General features: G+C 69.2%; 17 protein-coding genes, 1 tRNA gene and 1 pseudogene. 15 read left to right on the top strand and 4 right to left on the bottom strand.

The window, feature by feature from the left end; genetic code table 11:
* A pseudogene (locus ACIOC0_RS12965) lies at positions 1 to 108 on the top strand (IS481 family transposase); the annotation flags it as partial.
* Positions 109 to 311: 203 nt separating this feature from the next.
* Here ACIOC0_RS12965 and ACIOC0_RS12960 read toward each other — a convergent pair.
* The 3 genes from ACIOC0_RS12960 to ACIOC0_RS12950 form a co-directional block, all read right to left on the bottom strand.
* On the bottom strand, positions 312 to 1,922 hold the full coding sequence (locus ACIOC0_RS12960) for a DUF262 domain-containing protein (RefSeq protein ID WP_402155069.1): 1,611 nt from the start codon (positions 1,920 to 1,922) through the stop codon (positions 312 to 314).
* 202 nt (positions 1,923 to 2,124) lie between these two features.
* A complete protein-coding gene (locus tag ACIOC0_RS12955; protein ID WP_402155068.1) occupies positions 2,125 to 3,345 on the bottom strand; it encodes an IS110 family transposase in 1,221 nt (406 codons plus the stop codon).
* Between the two features lie 516 nt (positions 3,346 to 3,861).
* Positions 3,862 to 4,314: an NUDIX hydrolase gene (locus tag ACIOC0_RS12950; protein WP_402155067.1), complete on the bottom strand. Its 453-nt coding sequence runs from the start codon at positions 4,312 to 4,314 to the stop codon at positions 3,862 to 3,864.
* A gap of 30 nt (positions 4,315 to 4,344) precedes the next feature.
* Between ACIOC0_RS12950 and ACIOC0_RS12945 the strand changes: the two genes are divergently transcribed.
* From ACIOC0_RS12945 to ACIOC0_RS12890, 12 genes are all read left to right on the top strand, one after another.
* Positions 4,345 to 5,124 (top strand): GntR family transcriptional regulator, encoded by a 780-nt coding sequence (locus ACIOC0_RS12945; protein ID WP_190154420.1) that lies wholly within the window; start codon positions 4,345 to 4,347, stop codon positions 5,122 to 5,124.
* Positions 5,125 to 5,263: 139 nt separating this feature from the next.
* Complete coding sequence (locus ACIOC0_RS12940; RefSeq protein WP_402155066.1) at positions 5,264 to 5,626, top strand: hypothetical protein; 363 nt, start codon at positions 5,264 to 5,266, stop codon at positions 5,624 to 5,626.
* Between the two features lie 2 nt (positions 5,627 to 5,628).
* Positions 5,629 to 6,984, top strand: a complete 1,356-nt coding sequence (locus ACIOC0_RS12935; protein WP_402155065.1) for an FtsK/SpoIIIE domain-containing protein — start codon at positions 5,629 to 5,631, stop codon at positions 6,982 to 6,984.
* Positions 6,985 to 7,071: 87 nt separating this feature from the next.
* The gene (locus ACIOC0_RS12930) at positions 7,072 to 7,230 is read left to right on the top strand and encodes a hypothetical protein (protein ID WP_215207556.1); all 159 of its coding nucleotides are present in this window, start codon (positions 7,072 to 7,074) and stop codon (positions 7,228 to 7,230) included.
* A complete protein-coding gene (locus tag ACIOC0_RS12925; protein WP_402155064.1) occupies positions 7,230 to 7,892 on the top strand; it encodes a DUF2637 domain-containing protein in 663 nt (220 codons plus the stop codon). The genes ACIOC0_RS12930 and ACIOC0_RS12925 overlap by 1 nt, the downstream gene beginning before the upstream one ends.
* Positions 7,893 to 7,912: 20 nt before the next feature.
* Positions 7,913 to 8,107 carry a hypothetical protein gene (locus ACIOC0_RS12920; protein ID WP_402155063.1) on the top strand — a complete coding sequence of 65 codons (195 nt, stop codon included), beginning with the start codon at positions 7,913 to 7,915 and terminating at the stop codon, positions 8,105 to 8,107.
* Between the two features lies 1 nt (position 8,108).
* Complete coding sequence (locus ACIOC0_RS12915; protein WP_266717818.1) at positions 8,109 to 8,300, top strand: mobile element transfer protein; 192 nt, start codon at positions 8,109 to 8,111, stop codon at positions 8,298 to 8,300.
* An 11-nt stretch (positions 8,301 to 8,311) separates the two neighbouring features.
* Positions 8,312 to 8,470, top strand: a complete 159-nt coding sequence (locus ACIOC0_RS12910; protein WP_190154412.1) for a hypothetical protein — start codon at positions 8,312 to 8,314, stop codon at positions 8,468 to 8,470.
* Positions 8,471 to 8,481: 11 nt separating this feature from the next.
* The gene (locus ACIOC0_RS12905) at positions 8,482 to 8,799 is read left to right on the top strand and encodes a SpdD-like protein (protein ID WP_402155062.1); all 318 of its coding nucleotides are present in this window, start codon (positions 8,482 to 8,484) and stop codon (positions 8,797 to 8,799) included.
* Between the two features lie 91 nt (positions 8,800 to 8,890).
* Positions 8,891 to 10,300 (top strand): replication initiator protein RepSA, encoded by a 1,410-nt coding sequence (gene repSA / locus ACIOC0_RS12900; RefSeq protein WP_402155061.1) that lies wholly within the window; start codon positions 8,891 to 8,893, stop codon positions 10,298 to 10,300.
* Positions 10,297 to 10,494, top strand: a complete 198-nt coding sequence (locus tag ACIOC0_RS12895; RefSeq protein ID WP_257564444.1) for an AlpA family transcriptional regulator — start codon at positions 10,297 to 10,299, stop codon at positions 10,492 to 10,494. Before repSA ends, ACIOC0_RS12895 begins: the two co-directional genes overlap by 4 nt.
* Complete coding sequence (locus ACIOC0_RS12890; protein WP_402155060.1) at positions 10,494 to 11,888, top strand: tyrosine-type recombinase/integrase; 1,395 nt, start codon at positions 10,494 to 10,496, stop codon at positions 11,886 to 11,888. The genes ACIOC0_RS12895 and ACIOC0_RS12890 overlap by 1 nt, the downstream gene beginning before the upstream one ends.
* 179 nt (positions 11,889 to 12,067) lie before the next feature.
* Here ACIOC0_RS12890 and ACIOC0_RS12885 read toward each other — a convergent pair.
* A tRNA-Arg gene (locus ACIOC0_RS12885) sits at positions 12,068 to 12,140 on the bottom strand.
* A 321-nt stretch (positions 12,141 to 12,461) separates the two neighbouring features.
* Here ACIOC0_RS12885 and ACIOC0_RS12880 point away from each other — a divergent pair.
* Positions 12,462 to 14,072, top strand: a complete 1,611-nt coding sequence (locus tag ACIOC0_RS12880) for a dynamin family protein (protein ID WP_402155059.1) — start codon at positions 12,462 to 12,464, stop codon at positions 14,070 to 14,072.
* A 3-nt stretch (positions 14,073 to 14,075) separates the two neighbouring features.
* Complete coding sequence (locus tag ACIOC0_RS12875) at positions 14,076 to 16,538, top strand: GTPase (protein WP_402155058.1); 2,463 nt, start codon at positions 14,076 to 14,078, stop codon at positions 16,536 to 16,538.
* The last annotated feature ends 225 nt before the right edge of the window (positions 16,539 to 16,763 follow it).

The following is a 16,763-nucleotide window of genomic DNA, read 5'->3' as shown; positions in this document are numbered from 1 at the left end:
GCCCTCGACGACTTCCTCCACGGCTACAACTACCATCGCTGCCACACCGCACTCGGAGGCCAGCCACCCATCAGCCGTGTGAACAACGCTGCGGGTCAATACAACTAGGGCGTGCTCTGACGGCCAACCTGTGACCGCGGCGCTCCAGCCCCCAGCTTGGAGTTTGGGCGGCCCTGAGGGAGCGGCCCGTCTAACCTGCGGTGTGCCTGGTCTGCTGTCGGCATGGTCCCCGGTATTGCTCGTGGTTCTCCAACGTCCTGGCACGGGGTCGGCACCTTGACCGACCCCTATCCCACGAGGAGGAAGACAGCTCAGTGCGCGCCTGAGCACAGTCGAAAGATTTCACGTCTGACGATATCTACGCGAGCGTCGAAGAAAGTACTCAACTCGGCCATAGTGTAGTCGTATTCGTCTGCTGTGGGCATGAGATTGGACCGTAGGACATCGTCGGCATGAAGCCCCAAGTCGCCAATCAGCTCCGGCAAATAGTCCTTAGGGTTCCTGTCGCTGATCAGATTGTTATCTGCGGCTGCCAGCATGCAGAAGTTCAGCAGATTACTACGCTCTACCCCTGGTGCTGTGCGCTTTAGAAAGGCTTCCGGGAAGATGTGATGGAACTGCTTGCGATTGTAGACGGAAAGCGCCTCGGCGGTATCAATTGTATTTCCATTGGTCAGGTTCTTGGGGTTGTTTTTTGCTAGGGTCAGGATGAACGCCCTGGAGCGTGAATTGTTTTTCCGGAAGACCATTTTCTTGATCTCTGTATTGGTCAATCCAGTGCCGAAAATTTCCTCGCTCCCGTCCTCTCCTTCAAGGACAAAGTTCTTGATCGCCTGAAGGTCGCGGGTCACGAAGTCGTCAGGCGCACCGCGGTAGCGCTCGGAAAATGATGTGCGCCAAAACCATTGCCGGACCCTGCGAAGTGCCTGTGCGGAGAGATTTGGGTTGTTGGCGTAGATGTAAGTGAGGATTACTAGGTGTGCTTCGTAAGGGAGGAAGCTCAGAGAGTGGATCTTGAAATCGGTTGCCAGCTGGTCTACCGCTCGAAGCAGGGCCTTGCGGGTGCGGTCTACCAGGGAGTCCATCTTCTGTGGGTCCCCTTTGAAGCCGCGTAGCGCAATAACGCGCTCACGGTTTGCGGACTCATACTGGACCACGGAAAGACACTTGAGTACTGTGGTTCCCTTGATTTCGCCATAGTTCTTAGGCTCCAAGGAATAGGAAATCTCCTCAACTTTCTCGTTGAGGTCGAATCCCTTGGACCATGTAGCGGCTACCATCAGGTCGAAGGTCGAAAGGTCGGTCCCCGAACTGTTGATGCGCTCGAAGATCGGACAGACTTCCTCGATTGTGAGGTCTCTCAAGGTAACGACCGGGATTTGATAACCGCTGAATACTTCGATCAATGCATCAAATCGCTCTTGCAGTAGGTCTGCATTTTTGTGCGACTGGAGCGCGGTTCTGAAGTTGAGCAGCTTAGTCGTCTGATAGAGCCAGCGCATCGGAAAATGGTGCAGAGGTCGCTCGCCCGGCTTCTCCTCCAAAAACTTTTCTGCCTCTAGGTCGTAGACGGCGGAAAAACCTAGGCCCTCGTCCTCGGCTCCAAGTGCAGAATAAAGGACGGTCATGCGTTGCTGTCCGTCCAACACATAGTCAGTGGGAGTGAGATCTTCGGTTTCCGGTAGCTTAAACTCGCCGATATTCCTCTCTGTGGCAAGTTTGTCCGCAGTGCGCCAGAGGAGAAGGCTTCCGATGGGATAATTGTTGGCGACGCTATCAAGTAGGTCCAGTGCTTGAGCTACGCCCCACACAAATGGGCGCTGGAACTGCGGAACTTTGATCTCGCCTTTCCGTACCTGAGTGTTGAGGTCCTTGATGTACGGAGTGGCGGTTGAGAGACGACTACCTACGTGAGCGGCCATGATCGTAGGCTACGGTCAAGAGGCCGGAAGCGTGAGCTAGTTCTTCAAGTTGGGCGAACCAACGTTCTCTAGCGGACCCCCTCAGCCCTGAGCCGCGATGTATCCCTATCTTCGGCCTCAGGCGGCTGCTTTCTGAGCGCGCGGCACGGACGCCGGCCGGGCTGGAGCGGGGCGGAGACAGACATCCGATGCGGTTGATCAGTCAAGCGGTGTCGGGGAAGGCGGTCTGCTCGTCGTAGGGGATGCGGTGGGTGAGGCAGTGGTGCAGGCAGCCGAGCATGCGGTTGAACAGGTTGCGTTGTGCTGCGACGTGTCGTTCTTCGGTTGCTCGGCGGCGGTCGTAGTGGGCTCGTGCTCCGGGGGATGCTGTGAGGGCGGCGAAGGCCCAGTTGTAGCCGGCTGAAGCGAGGCGCTGGTTCTTGATGTGCCTGGCCAGGACGGTGGTCTTGCGTCCGGAGGATCTGGTGATGGGTGCGGATCCGGCGTAGGCCTTGAGTGCGCGGGCGGTGGCGAAGCGGGTGTGGTCGTCGCCGAGTTCGGCCAGGACGCGGGCGCCGGTGAGGTGGCCGAGGCCGGGGAAGCTGGTGATGATCTCGGCGTCCTTGTGGGCGGTGAAGGCGTCGACGACCGCGGCCTCCAGTTCGTCGGCGCTGGTGCAGGCGGCGTTGAACTGCCGGAGCAGGGCGAGGGTCTTGGTTCCCATCGCCTGTTCGACCACGGGTGGTTGGTGCATCTGGGGTTCGCGCAGTAAGCCGTGGAGGCGTTCGACCTCGTCGGTGATCTCGCGTTGGCGGCCGGCCTTTTTGAGGATGGCCCGGAGCTGGGGGCGGGTGAGCTGGGCGGCCTGCGTGGGCGTGGGGGCCGTGGCCAGCAGGGTGCGGCTGACGGGTGAGGCGAGGCCTTCGCGGAAGTGGCGGAAGACGGTGAGGAAGGCGGGGAAGTATTCGCGCAGGTGGGAGCGCAGTCGGTTGCCGGTCTGGACGCGGTCCCAGACGGCGTCCTGCTGGGCTCGGGCCAGGACGGTGATGGCCTGGGCGAGGTGGCTGTCGGCGGGCAGGGGGCGGTGTTCGGCCGGGTCGGTGCGCAGGATGTGGGCCAGGACTTTGGCGTCGAGGTGGTCGGACTTCTTGCGGCTGAGTGCGTAGCGGTCGCGGTAGCGGGCGGCGGTGAGCGGGTTGATGACGTAGATCGGCCGTCCGGTGGCGCGCAGGCAGGCGACCAGCAGTCCGTGGGAGGTCTCGATGGCGACGGGGATCGGGTTGTCGGGGGTGTCGCCGTGGCGGGCCAGGAGGTCGAGGAGCTGGGTGAGGCCTGTGGGGCTGTCGTCGATGCGGAGCTTGGCGAGGAGGGTGCCGCTCTCGTCGAGCAGGGCGATGTCGTGGTGGTCGGTGGCCCAGTCGATGCCGCAGAACACGCTGGTCATAGGGGTGTCCTCTGATTGGCGGTGGTGTGCTGGTCCTCGCTGGGCAGGGGTTGCGCGTCTTCCTAATGGCAGGGCTCAACGGCCCGTCATCCGATCAGTCGTTCGCAATCCCAGCGGTCGTCAGGGGTCTCGGTCAGCTGCGGAACTGGGCGTTCGCCGAGCGGTGAGAGGTGTTCCCTGGCGGCGGCTTGGACCACGGACCAACGATGCCGCTGTTGTGTCTTTCGGTGGAGGGGGCGGGGGCGGTCCGCGCGGGACGAAGGCAGGAGCGCGGGCCGCCCCCGCCCCCTCCACACGATGAGGAACGAACGAGCAGGCTGGCATGCGGGGCCGACTCTGTCTTGGGAGGTCAGGCCTCAGGAGCGGCTACGGATCACCGCATGCCAGCTCACTCAAGACGTTCGCCAGCAGGATCAAGACCAACGTCTTACGACGCCATTAGGAGCGCAGGCCCGGCCGGGGGCCGGGTCGCGCGCGGGGAGCGTAGCGAGCCGCCTTGATGAAGGAGAGAAAGTCTTATCCCGCTGGGATGAGGTGCTGTCCGTCATGGCTCCGTACGTGGGGGCCGTTGCCGTCCAAGGCGTCCAGGAGCCTGACTGCGTAGACCTCGGTCATGCGCTCGCTGACCTCGTCCGGAGTGAGCCAGGAAACGGCGCTGGACTCGCTGGAGGTGCGTTCCGTGCCGCCGGAGGGCTTGCAGCGGAAGACCAAGGCGACGACTCCGCGGATCATGTTCTTGTAGACGCCGGTGAGTTCGTCCACCTCGACGTGGATGCCCGTCTCCTCCAGGACCTCGCGAGCGACGCCGGCCTCTGGGGTCTCGTCGAGTTCGAGGATGCCGCCGGGGAGCTCCCATGTGCCGTTGTCGGCTCGGCGGATCGCCAGGAGGCGGCCGTCCTCGCGCACCACCACTCCCGCTACGGACACGGAGTGCAGGGGAGGCGGTGTCGCTTCCTGTGGTTGACTCATGTAGAGGAGCTTAGGAGGCAGAGAAGGACTATGGGAACTGCTGCTGGAGGGGGCACGGCCGGACCTCGGTACGTGCAGATCGCGGAAGAGATCGTGCAGCAGATCCGGGCGGGGGTCCTAAAGCCTGGTGACATGGTGCCGAGTGAATCCGAGCTGGTGGATCGCTACGGCGTGTCTGGCGGGACGATCCGTAAGGCGATGGCCGAGGTGCGGGCGAGTGGGCTCGTCGAGACCCGGCACGGCAAGGGCTCGATCGTGAAGAACCGGCCTCCTGTGCGGCACCGCTCCTCCGATCGCTTCCGGCGCTCGCTCCGGCAGGGAGGGCAGGCGGCCTACCTTGCCGAGTCCGCCCAGTCCGGCGCCACTGCAAAGGTGAGCGTCCTCTACATCGGGCCCATGGAGGCTCCCGAGGACGCAGCCCAGCGGCTGGGTGTCCCCGCCGGTACGCAGGTGCTGGCCCGCCGGCGCCTCTACTTCCGCAACGGCGTTCCGGTCGAGACCGCCACGTCCTACCTGCCGTGGGACGTCGTGAAGGAGATTCCGGAGCTGTTCGCCGAGAACCCCGGCGGCGGTGGCATCTACGCCCGGCTCGAAGACCACGGACACGAGTTCGCGGAGTTCGTCGAGACGCTGCAAGCGCGGCCGGCCTCGAAGGCAGAGGCCTCGGAGCTTGCGCTGAGCCCGGGTGCTGCCGTGGTTCATCTGATCCGGGAGGCCCGTACGACCGCGGGTCTCGTGGTCGAGGTGTGCGACACGCTCATGGCCGCTGACCAGTTCGTTTTCGAGTACCGCATCCCTGCCGACGACTGACGCCCGCTCAACTCCTCACAGCCCGTCGCGACTTCTTCTTCGCGGCGGGTTGACTCATGTATAGGAGTGATGCACTCTTCTTCATGTCACTCATATACATGAGTGACGGAGTCCAGCATCTATAGAGGAGTGCTCCGCTATGCGTCAGATTCCCGTCGACACCTCCGCCGCGATCGTGATGGTCGCCAAGACCCCGCAGCCCAAGGTCAAGGACCGCCGTACGGGCGAGATCGCCATGGACATCGAGTCCGGTTCGAAGCTGATGACGGTCGACGTGATGTTCGCGGTCAACGAGGAGGTGGAGATCCTGTCCATCACGGTCCCCGAGCCGGGGATCAGCGGTGAGCTGGCCATGGGAACGCCGGTCGCGCTCACCGGCCTGGTCGCGCGGCCGTGGGAGAACGACTTCAACGGCCAGAAGCGGCACGGCATCGCGTTCCGTGCGGTCGCGGTCACCTCGCTCGCCAACGTCAACGCCGCCGCAGGGCCGAAGGCGGCCTGATCATGACCGGCTTCACGGTCGCTCTGGTGCTGGTCGTCGCCGCCGCGGGGCTCCTGCGGTGGCGGCGTCCCACCTGGTACTGGCTGGTCTTCGGGGTCGCCCTGGCCACGCTGCGGGTTCTGGTCCGGTACGGCTCCGTCATGGACGCGTGCGGGCTGACCGTACCGCCCCCGAGATGGCGGCTCGCCCTGGCACGGGCCACGAACCGTCCTATGCCGGAGTCCCGTCCGCCGCGCATTCTGCGGCTCCGGCCGACTCGCACCGGCCTGGTCTTACGTCTCAAACTGCGCCCCGGACAGGACGCCTTCGACATCGCCGCTGCCTCGGACCGACTCCGGCACTCGTTCTCGATGTACGGCGTCACCTCGCGTGAGCTGCGGTCCGGCGTCGTAGAGGTGCGGATGACCGGCTATGACGTGCTCAAGCGGGTGCAGATGCCCGCCACGGCCGAGACCCGGCCCATGCGGGTTCCCGTAGCCCTACGGCAGGACGGTTCGGTGCACTACCGCGACTACCGGGCGATACCCCACGCCCTCACCCTCGGAGCCACGGAATCCGGCAAGTCCGTCTACCAACGCAACCTGGTTGTCGGACTCGCCCCGATGGACGTCGCGCTCGTCGGCATCGACTGCAAACAGGGGGTCGAGCTGTTCCCGCTGGCCCGCCGGTTCTCCGCCCTCGCCGACAACCCCGACACCGCCGCCGAACTGCTCGACGCGCTCGTGACTCGGATGGCAGACGTCTATCAGCTCATCCGTGCCCAGCAGCGGATCACGGTCGACGTGCCGGACGCGGAGATCGCCGCCGACATCTGGGATCTGCCCGACGAACTGCGTCCGACCCCGATCGTGGTCCTGGTCGACGAGGTCGCCGAACTCGCCCTGTTCGCCGGCAAGGAGGAGGAGAAGCGGCGCGACCGCATCATCACCGCCCTGGTCCGCCTCGCCCAGCTCGGCCGCGCGGCCGGCATCTATCTGGAGATCTGCGGACAGCGCTTCGGCTCCGAACTCGGCAAGGGCATCACCATGCTCCGCGCCCAGCTCACCGGCCGCACCGCCCACCGCGTCAACGACGAGACCAGCGCCAACATGGCCTTCGGCGACATCTCCCCGGACGCCGTCCTCGCCGCCATCCAGATCCCGGCCGAGTTGCGGGGGATCGCCATCGCGGGTGACTCCTCCGGTGGATGGCACCGCATCCGGGCTCCGCACACCTCGCTCCGCCAAGCCGTGAACCTCTGCAACCGGCACGCCGACCGCACCCCGACCCTGCCCGAACTGGCACCGTTCCGGCCCGCCTTCGCCGGGCCCGCCACCGAACCTGTGCCGTCGGTCAAGCCTTCTCCGGCCACCGCCTGATCTCTCGCTTGCCACTTCGGCCGACGCGACCGCACTTCGCGCCAAGTCCCTACCCCTGCCATGCCTGATGAAGGGAGAACCCGCGTCATGTGCCCCGACTGCGAGGACTTTGCCCGCACCGTCCTGCTCCTGGGCCAGCTCGCCCTCTACGCCGACACCAGCGGCGCCGACCTCGACTTCGTCGACGTCGTCAGCCCCTCCCTGGCCGCCTCGCTTCCCGAGCCGCCGACCGGGGAGGAGTCCTGATGGCCGCCCGTCGCGTCCTGCGTGTCGACGCCGTCCTGGTCCAGGCCGTGATTGCCGGTGCCCTGTCCTTCGCCCACCTGCACGACTTGGCCGCCGCTGCCGGACAGGACGGCTGGAAGGCCTGGGCCTACCCGGTCAGCGTGGATCTGCTCATGGTTGCCGCCTGGCGACGCCTCCGCGCTGACGGACCGTCCCGGCTGGCCTGGTGCTGGTTCCTCATCGCCCTGTTCGCCTCCCTCGGTGCCAACGTCGCCACCGCCGGATTCCTCGACCTGGCCGACCCGCCCGCCCTGCTGCGCCTGGGCATCGCCGGATGGCCCGCCCTCGCCTTCCTCGGCGGCACCCTCCTCGCCCACTCCGCCGACCACCGCCCCCCGGATGAGCAGGCACCCGCACCGGAAACCGACTCCGTCACAGACCCCGAGCCGGAAGCCGAACCCGTGCCGGACCCGGCGCCCACCCCGGCCCCGGTGGCGGAACCGCCGGCGCTTCCGCCCGCCGACCCGGCCCCCGCGGTTCCCGCCGTCCTCGTCGACCACGCCCGCAAAGTCGCTGCCGACTACCGCGACCGCACCGGTGCCCCGATCGACACCGACACCCTGCGCGCCCGCCTCGGCGTCCCGCCCCACCTCGCCGACGCCATCGCCGCCCAACTCACCTGACCCGGAAGCCAGGACGACAGATGACCTCCGACCCCGCCGACCTGACCGTCTCCGACTACCTCGACGGTGCCCGCGAGATGACCGCCGCCGACCGGCCCTACCTCGCCCACCTGCTCGCCGAGGAAGCCGCCCGGCGCACCACCGACCCGGCCACCGCCGCCGGCATCCGTGCCAGCTTCCCCGATCCCACCGCAACCCGTGAGGAGACCGACTGACATGCCCGCCCGCGACAACTTCCACTCCGTGATGCGGATCGGCCCCGTGCAGATCGGCACTCACCGCGACCGCAACGGCAGGACCGTGCACGCCGCCGTCTGCACCGCCGACCGCTGCGGCTGGTCCGCCGACTACTCCAGCGGCACCGCCGCCCAGCTCGCCGCCCGCACCCACCGCTGCCGCGTCCGCTAGGAGACACCGCAATGCAGGTCCCGCTCTGGTTCGCCCTCGCCGCCGTCGGCTACCTCGGCTGCAAGCTCTTCCGGCCGCCGCTCTGGCTGGTCCTGGTGCTGCTCCTCGGCGGCTATCTCATCGCCGACAGCCTCCTCGCCCCCGTCATCGACACCGCCATCACCAAGTAGGGAGCCCTGCCATGCTGCGCCCGAAGATCCCTACCATGCCCACCCCGACCGGACTCGTCTCCCGGCCCGTGATCGCCGAGCCGACCACCATCACCTCGTACACCCCGGTCCCGCTTCCGGCCCCCGTCGCCCCGGCCCCGTCCCGCCCGGTCGTCCAGCTCACCCCCGGCACCACCCTCGCGCTCGTCGGCGCTGGCACGGCTGTGGTCTTGGTCCTCGGTGCCGTCCTGGTCTCGCTGCTCCTGGCGGTCGCCGTCACCGGCGCGTCCGTCGCCGTCTGCGCCCTCGTCCTGCGTTCCCTGATCACCGCCGACGCCAAGCGTCGCTGACCGGCCCCCGGGCGGCCCTGATACCGCCAAGCATCCGCCGCCCGGGAGCCGTCCCCACCGATCGATCTCGCAACCGGAAGGAACCCTCAGCATGGCCCACCGGGCCTCATCCGCGACACCCAAGGTGCCCACGTCCGCCCACCCACTCGACCCGATCACGCTCGGAGACATCCTCCGGGTGGCCTCGGCCTCCGACTACACCCGCTGGGAGGACCAGATCCGCCGCACCGGCGGCTGCTCCGACCCGATCCACCTCACCGGCTGGACGCTCACCAAGGACAAGACCACCGGCGAGACGCTGCACCACTACTCCACCGAGAACGAGCCGGGCGGACGTCTTCGCCTCGCCTGCGGCAACCGCCGTGCCTCCCGCTGCCCGTCCTGCGCGTGGACGTACGCGGGCGACACCTACCACCTCATCCGGGCCGGCCTCGCAGGGGATGACCGCCGGGACATCTCCGCCGCCGTCCGCGATCACCCGCGCGTCTTCGTCACCCTCACGGCCCCCTCGTTCGGCCCGGTCCACAACCGGCCCGATCACGGCGGCCCCTGCCGCTGCGGCGACCGGCACGCGGCCGACGCCCCGGAGCTGGGCACCGCCCTCGACCCGGACGCCTACGACTACGCGGGCGCCGTCCTGTTCAACAACCACGCCGGACAGCTCTGGCAGCGCTTCACCACCCGGCTCCGCCGCGAACTCGCCGCCCGCCGCGGCCTGGCCCGCCGGGAGCTCGCCGATCACCTGCGCGTCTCGTATGGCAAGGTGGCGGAGTTTCAGAAGCGCGGGGCCCTGCACTTCCACGCCGTCGTGCGCCTCGACGGTCCCGAAGGCCCCGGCACACCGCCGCCCGCCTGGGCCACGGTCGACATGCTCACCGACGTGCTCCGGGCCGCCGCCGTGCACTCGTACACGTCCGTCTCGGTTCCGGCCGCCGCCGACCAGCCGGCCCGGACGTTCCGCTGGGGCCGACAGCTCGACGTCCGCCCGGTGAAGGCCTTCGGGGACGGCTCCGACATCACTGAACAGGCCGTCGCCTCGTACGTGGCCAAGTACGCCACCAAGGCCGCCGAGAACACCGGCACCCTGGACCGCCGCATCGGCGAACTCTCCGAACTCGACCGCCACGGCGTTCCCGACCACACCCGGCGGCTCATCACCGCGTGCCGCGACCTCGACGCGCTGTATCCGGACCGACGGCTCTGGGCCTGGGCGCACATGCTCGGCTTCCGCGGGCACTTCTCGTCCAAGTCGCGCGCCTACTCCACCACCCTCGGCGCCCTCCGCCAGGAACGCGCCGACTTCCGCGCCGCGCAGGAGGCGTCGGCCCTCGGCCTGGACGACCGCGAACCGGACACCGTCCTCGTCCTGACCGACTGGCAGTACGCCGGCCACGGCCACACCCCGGGTGAAGCCGCTCTCGCCGCGACCATCGCGCGCGAACTGCACACCAACCGAGAGACCGCCCGCGAGGCGCTCCGAAGCGAAGGGAACACGGAATGACCACGGCCGTCCGGTCGCGCACCATGCTGACCCTCGCGGAGGTCTGCGAGGAACTGGGCGTCTCGCGCTCGACCTTCTACGACTGGCGGGCGAAGCGGCGTGCGCCGCGCTGCATCAAGCTCCCGAACGGCGACCTCCGGATCCGGCGGAGCGATCTCGACCACTGGCTCGACGACCGCGAGGACGCCGCCTGATGGAAACCACGTACGACGTGAAGGTCTACAAGATCCTCACGTACAAGGGTGCCCGGAAGACCACGTACACCGTGCGCTGGGAGGTCGCGGGCAAGCGCTGGCGTGAGCCCTTCGGCACCGTCGCGCTCGCCGAGGGCTTCCGCTCCGAACTGATCCGGGCCACGGGCAAGGGCGAAGCCTTCGTCATCGCGACCGGGCTGCCGGTGTCCCACCGCTCCAAGTCGGCTTCGATGAGCTGGTACGCGTTCGCGGTCGGATACGTGGACGCCCGTTGGTCGGAACTCGGCGGCAACAGCCGTAAGAACACCGCCAAGACCCTCACTGCGGTCACCATCGCACTGCTGCGCGTCCAGCCGACCCAGTTCGCCCCGGTGGCCGTGCGGACCGCGCTGCGCGAGTGGGCGTTCAATGCGACACGCCGCGCGGACGCCCCGCGAGACGTGGTGACCATCCTCAGGTGGGTGGAGCGAAACTCCCTGCCGGTCTCGGTCTGGGAGGAGCCGGAAAGGGTCGATGAGGTCCTGCGAGCCGTCGATACGCGCCTCGACGGCAAACAGGCGGCGGCCTGGTCCCGAAAGCGCAACCGCCGGATCCTCAACGTCGTCATGAAGCACGCGATCCGGCGGCGCGTCCTGCGGACCAACCCCCTTCCCAAGGGGAAGGAGTCGACGGCCGTCACCAAGACCAGCACCGCCGTGGACAAGCGGTCCCTGATGAACGCGGATCAGGCGGCGGCGCTCCTCGGCTGGATTCGGTGCCGGCCGCGCGGGGGACCGCGGCTGCACGCGTTCTTCGCCACGCTGTACTACTGCGCTCTACGGCCGGAGGAAGCCGTAGCCATGCGAGTGCAGGACGTGACGCTTCCCGACCCCGACGTCCGGGACCAGTGGTGTGAGCTGCTGATCCACACGGCGACTCCGGAGGTCGGCAAGCAGTGGACCGACACCGGAGAGATCCACGAGGAGCGCGATCTGAAGGGCCGTGCCGAGGGTGAGACGCGCACCGTGCCGGGGCATCCCGCCCTGACGCGCATCCGGCGGCAGCACATTGAGGACGAACAGCTCAAGCCCGGTGATCTGCTGTTCCAGGGGGAGACGGGCGGCATCCTCGCCGGCTCGGTCATCCGCCGGGCGTGGCGCGGCGCGCGCAAGGCCGTGCTGCCCCCGCACGTCTTCGATTCGCCCACGGGGAGGCGGGTGTACGACAACCGGCACACGCGCCTCACCAAGTGGCTCAATGACGGGATCCCGCCCGCTCAGGTTGCCGAATGGGCCGGGAACAGCGTGCCGGTCCTGCTGGCCACTTACGCACGGTGTGTCGAGGGGCAGCTGCCTGACCTGAAGAGGCGGCTGGAGGCCGCGGGAGATCTCCCCGAGCCGGCCGACGCAGGCTGAGTCTTCTCGCCGAAAACTTCGACACGTATTCGACACAGCCACCCGCGAAAACCCGGTGACAGCCGGGCAGCCCCGGAACCTCCCCATGATCGTCGGGGGAGTGTCCGGGGCTTCGGCATGATGAGTGAAACGTGCGCTGACCAGCAAAAAGCCCTCCCCGGGGGGAGGGCGGAGACTTGCGCCCCCGGCAGGACTCGAACCTGCGGCCAAGCGCTTAGAAGGCGCCTGCTCTATCCACTGAGCTACGGGGGCCGGGTGTGTGGCCGCGTACCTGGTGCCCTGGTGGGGGCTGATCCGTGACGTTGCCGGGGACAAGGATAGGGCTCCCGGTTCCTTGTCCTGAGTGCTTCGCCTCCGTGGCTCGATGTGGAGGTTCAGTGAAGCGGTCCTGATAATCGCAGGCAGGTGCGAATCGTGCATCGCTTTTTGGTCCCCGGGGCCCCGGGTGTTGTGCACTCGTTATGCCTGCGCTGCGCCTCTGTCCCAGTCGCACCTTCCGTCCCTTGTGTCCTATCGGCGCGCAGGCATGTCTATATGCTTCATAAATCCCCCGAAATTGGGCATTCTTCGCATGTGGTGACCTTGGACGTACGGCCTCAGCTGCTCGACGCACTCTCCGCCCTGCGCGACCGTGTCGCCGACGCACGCTTCCCGCTGCCCCTGGCGGGGGCGCCACGCGCGCGTGCCAACCGCGACGAACTACTGGCCCAGCTGGACGACTACTTGGTGCCCCGGCTGCGGCAACCCGAAGCGCCGTTGCTGGCCGTGGTGGGCGGTTCCACCGGCGCCGGGAAGTCGACGCTCGTCAACTCCCTCGTCGGACGGCGCATCAGCGAGGCGGGCGTGCTGCGGCCGACGACACGGACCCCGGTGCTGGTGTGCCACCCGGAGGACCATCACTGGTTCAGCGGCATGCGGGTGCTGCCCGACCTCACCCGCGTGTGGATGCCCCATCAGGAGTCGAGCGACGACGACCTGTTGCTCCCCGGGCAGGACAGCAGACGGGTCCTGCGCATCGAGACCGCCGAGACCCTCCCGCCCGGCCTCGCCCTCCTCGACGCGCCCGACATCGACTCCCTCGTCGCCGACAACCGCTTCCTCGCCGCCCAGCTCCTCTGCGCCGCCGACATCTGGGTGATGGTCACCACGGCCGCGCGGTACGCCGACGCCATCCCCTGGCATCTGCTGCGTACGGCCAAGGAGTACGACGCGACGCTCGTGACCGTCCTGGACCGGGTACCCCACCAGGTCGTCGGCGAGGTGTCCCGCCAGTACGCGGCGCTGCTCACCAAGGCCGGACTCGGCCACCTCCCCCGCTTCACGGTGCCCGAACTGCCCGAGTCCGCCTGGGGCGGAGGCCTGCTCCCCGCCACCGCGGTGGCCCCGCTGCGCACCTGGCTCGTCGAACACGCCCAGGACGCCGCCGCCCGTAACGCGGTGATGGCGCGTACGGCGTACGGCGTCCTCGACTCGCTCAAGTCCCGGATGCCCGAGCTGGCCGGCGCCGCCGCCGCGCAGTACGCGGCCTCCCTGCGGCTCACCTCGGCCGTCGAGGGGGCCTACGACAGTGAGTACACGCGCGTGCGGGGCCGGCTGCAGAACGGGTCCGTCCTCGCCGGCGACGCGCTGAAACGCTGGCGCGCCTTCCCGCTGGACTGCACCGCAGGCGAACTCCTCGACGCCCTCATGGAGAGCCTGGCCGCGCTCCTGGTGTGCGCCGTCACCGCCGCCGACGAACGCGTCGACGAGGCCTGGCGCCGCGAACCGGCCGCGGCCGCGCCGGTCCTGCTGGACCGAGGCGACTCCCCGGAGACCGCCGAACACCGTATCGGCATGGCCGTACGGCGCTGGCGGCGGGAGCTGGAGGAGTGCGCCGAGGACGAGGTGCGCCAACTGGACCGCAGGGCCGCCTGCGACCCCGAGACGGTCGCCGCCCTCGTCGCCACCGCCCTGCTCGGCGCCCGCAGGGCTCGCACCGCGGGCGAGAGTCTCGCCGAACGACTCGGGGCGCACGGCGCGCTGCGGCTGCGCGACCGGGCCGGACGGCTGCTCTCCGAGTACCTCGACCGAGTGATGCACAACGAACGCGAGCGCCGCCTCGCCCCGCTCGACGGCCTCGACGTCCATGTCGAGCCGCAGGCTGAACTCATCGCCGCGCTGTCCGTACTGCAGAAGGAGAGGTGACCGGTGACCGCCGTCACAGACCAGGACCACACGGGAAACGCCGATCACGGTCCGGCGGGGTCCGGCGAAGGCGCCTCCGGCGGGGAAGCCGGGACGCAAGGCGCACCCGCGCGGGGCGAGGAAGCGCACGAGGGGGAGGAAACGGTCTCCGATGGTGACGGCGGCGAGGGCGCAGCGGACGCCGAGGGGCCGTCAGGTGCGGACCAGGACGCCTCACCGCCAGCGGACGACCATCCGTCCTCGCGGAAGGGCAAGGAGCACACCCGGGGACGGATGAGCGTCGGGTGGGCGCGCTGGCGTGAGGGCGACCGCGCCGCACGGAAGGGCGCGAGCGACCGCCAGGCCCGGACCCCGGCCGCCGACCGCGCGGCGCCGGGAAGCGACCGCCGTGAGGAGCGCTCCGCACACGCCCGGGACGACAACGGTTCCGTACGCGCCAAGGACGACGACCGCCACGCACGCGCGCGTGAGGGCGACGGCGACGTACGCATGAGGGACGACAGCGGCGGCGTACACGTGCGGAAGGTCGAAGGCGGCGCCCACGCGCGGAAGGTCGAAGGCGGCGTCCACGCGCGGGACGGTGCTTCCTCCTCCCGTGGTCGGAGCGACGAGCGCCCCGCGCGCGTGCGCCAAGGCGGCGGGCGGGTTCCCGCGGCGGTGCAGCCGTCGGCCGGAGATGCCTCCACGCCCCAGGACGGCGGCGAGTTCTGGGACGACGGACTCATCGCCCGCCGGGTGAACGAGGCCACGGCCGCCGAGCAGATCACCACCGCCACCGTCACCGCCCCCGGCGTCAGCGAGGTCCGTCCCGGCGGCGGCCCCCAGGCCGTTCCCCCACTCGCCTTCGACGGCCACCTGCGCTCCCGGCTCGAGGCCCTGCGCGAACTCGTCGGGCTCTCTCGCGCCCGGCTCGACAGCAAGACGCTCGCCGAGGCCGGCCGGGTCCTCGACGAGGCGGCGGCGCGCCGCAAGCTGTCCGGGCAGCACACGGTCGTCGCCATCGCCGGAGCCACCGGCAGCGGCAAGTCCCAGCTGTTCAACACACTCGCCGGGGTGAACATCTCGGAGACGGGCGTCCGCCGGCCGACCACCGCCGCTCCCATCGCGTGCAGCTGGAGCGACGGCGCGGCGAGCCTCATCGACCGGCTGGGCATCCCGGGACGGCTGCGCAGGCGTCCGGTGCAGAGCGCGGACGCGGAGGCGCAGCTGCAGGGGCTCGTCCTGATCGACCTGCCCGACCACGACTCGGCGGCCGTGCAGCACCGCGAGCAGGTGGACCGGATCCTGGCACTCGTGGACGCCGTCATCTGGGTCGTCGACCCGGAGAAGTACGCCGACGCCGTCCTCCATGAGCGCTATCTGCGGCCCATGGCGGGTCACGCGGAGGTCATGTTCATCGTCCTCAACCAGATCGACCGGCTGCCCGGCGAGGCCGCCGAGATGGTCCTCGACGACCTGCGGCGGCTGCTCGACGAGGACGGTGTGGCCCTCGGCGAGTACGGCGAGCCGGGCGCGACCGTCCTCGCGCTGTCCGGGCTCACCGGGGACGGTGTTGGCGAACTGCGCGAACTGCTTGGCCAGTTCGTCGCAGAGCGAGGTGCGGCGGCACGGCGGATCTCCGCCGACGTGGACGCCGCCGCGGGGGAGTTGCGGCCCGTCTACGTGACCGGGCGGAGCACCGGACTCAGCGAGGAGGCGCGGGACGAGTTCGCCGCCCGGCTCGCCGACGCGGTGGGCGCGGTCGCCGCGGGCGAGGCGGCTGAACGCGCCTGGCTGCGCAACGCCAACCGGGCGTGCGGCACGCCGTGGCTGCGGCTGTGGCGCTGGTACCAGGACCGGTACGACCCTCCGACCGGCCGGATGCCCTTCCGAACGCAGGCCGACGAGGAGGCTACGGCGCGGCAGCGTGTCGAACAGGCGGTGCGCACGGTGTCCGAGCGGGCCTCGGCGGGGCTGCCCGCGCCCTGGGCACAGGCGGTACGGGAAGCGGCCGTGCGCGGTGCGCAGGGGCTGCCGGAGGCGCTGGACGAGCTCGCGGCGCAGGCCGGGCTGCCACCGGGGCGTCCGCCGCGGCCGGGGTGGTGGCCGGCGGCGGTGATGGCGCAGGCGTCCATGACCATCCTTCAGGTCATCGGCGGCCTGTGGCTGTTCGGCCAGATCATCGGGGTGATGTCCCCGAACCTGGGCGTGCCCGTGCTGCTGATGCTGGCCGGGATCATCGGCGGGCCGCTGGTGGAGTGGGGCTGCCGGATGGCGGCGCGCGGCCCGGCGCGCAGATACGGCCAGGACGCGGAACGCAGACTGCGGGAGGCCGCCGCGAGCTGCGGCCGGGCGAGGGTCCTGGACTCCCTGGCCGCCGAGTTGCTGCGGTACCGGGAGGTCCGTGAGCAGTACGGGCGGGTGACCGGAATGACGAGTGCGACGGGAGTGACGAGCGCGACGGGGGTGGCCGCCGGGGCGGGGTGACGCACTCCTCGGCTCCGGGACCTCTGGTTTCACCGCTCGATCCCTCGATCGGGTGAGGGAGTTGTCCACAGGCGGACGGTGGTCCACAGAGCCCGGCGGGCCCGGCTCGGCGGAGGCAGTCTGGTTTCGCGGCGGTCGCGGTGACACGGCCGTCGCGGTGGGTGCGGCAGCCGCGGGAGTGCGGCTGGTGCGGCCGGACGCTTTCCGTACGGGACGGGCCCGTAC

It is taken from the genome of Streptomyces sp. NPDC088254 (assembly GCF_044740925.1).
Lineage (GTDB): Bacteria > Actinomycetota > Actinomycetes > Streptomycetales > Streptomycetaceae > Streptomyces.
This window is presented reverse-complemented; position numbering and strand designations above follow the sequence as displayed.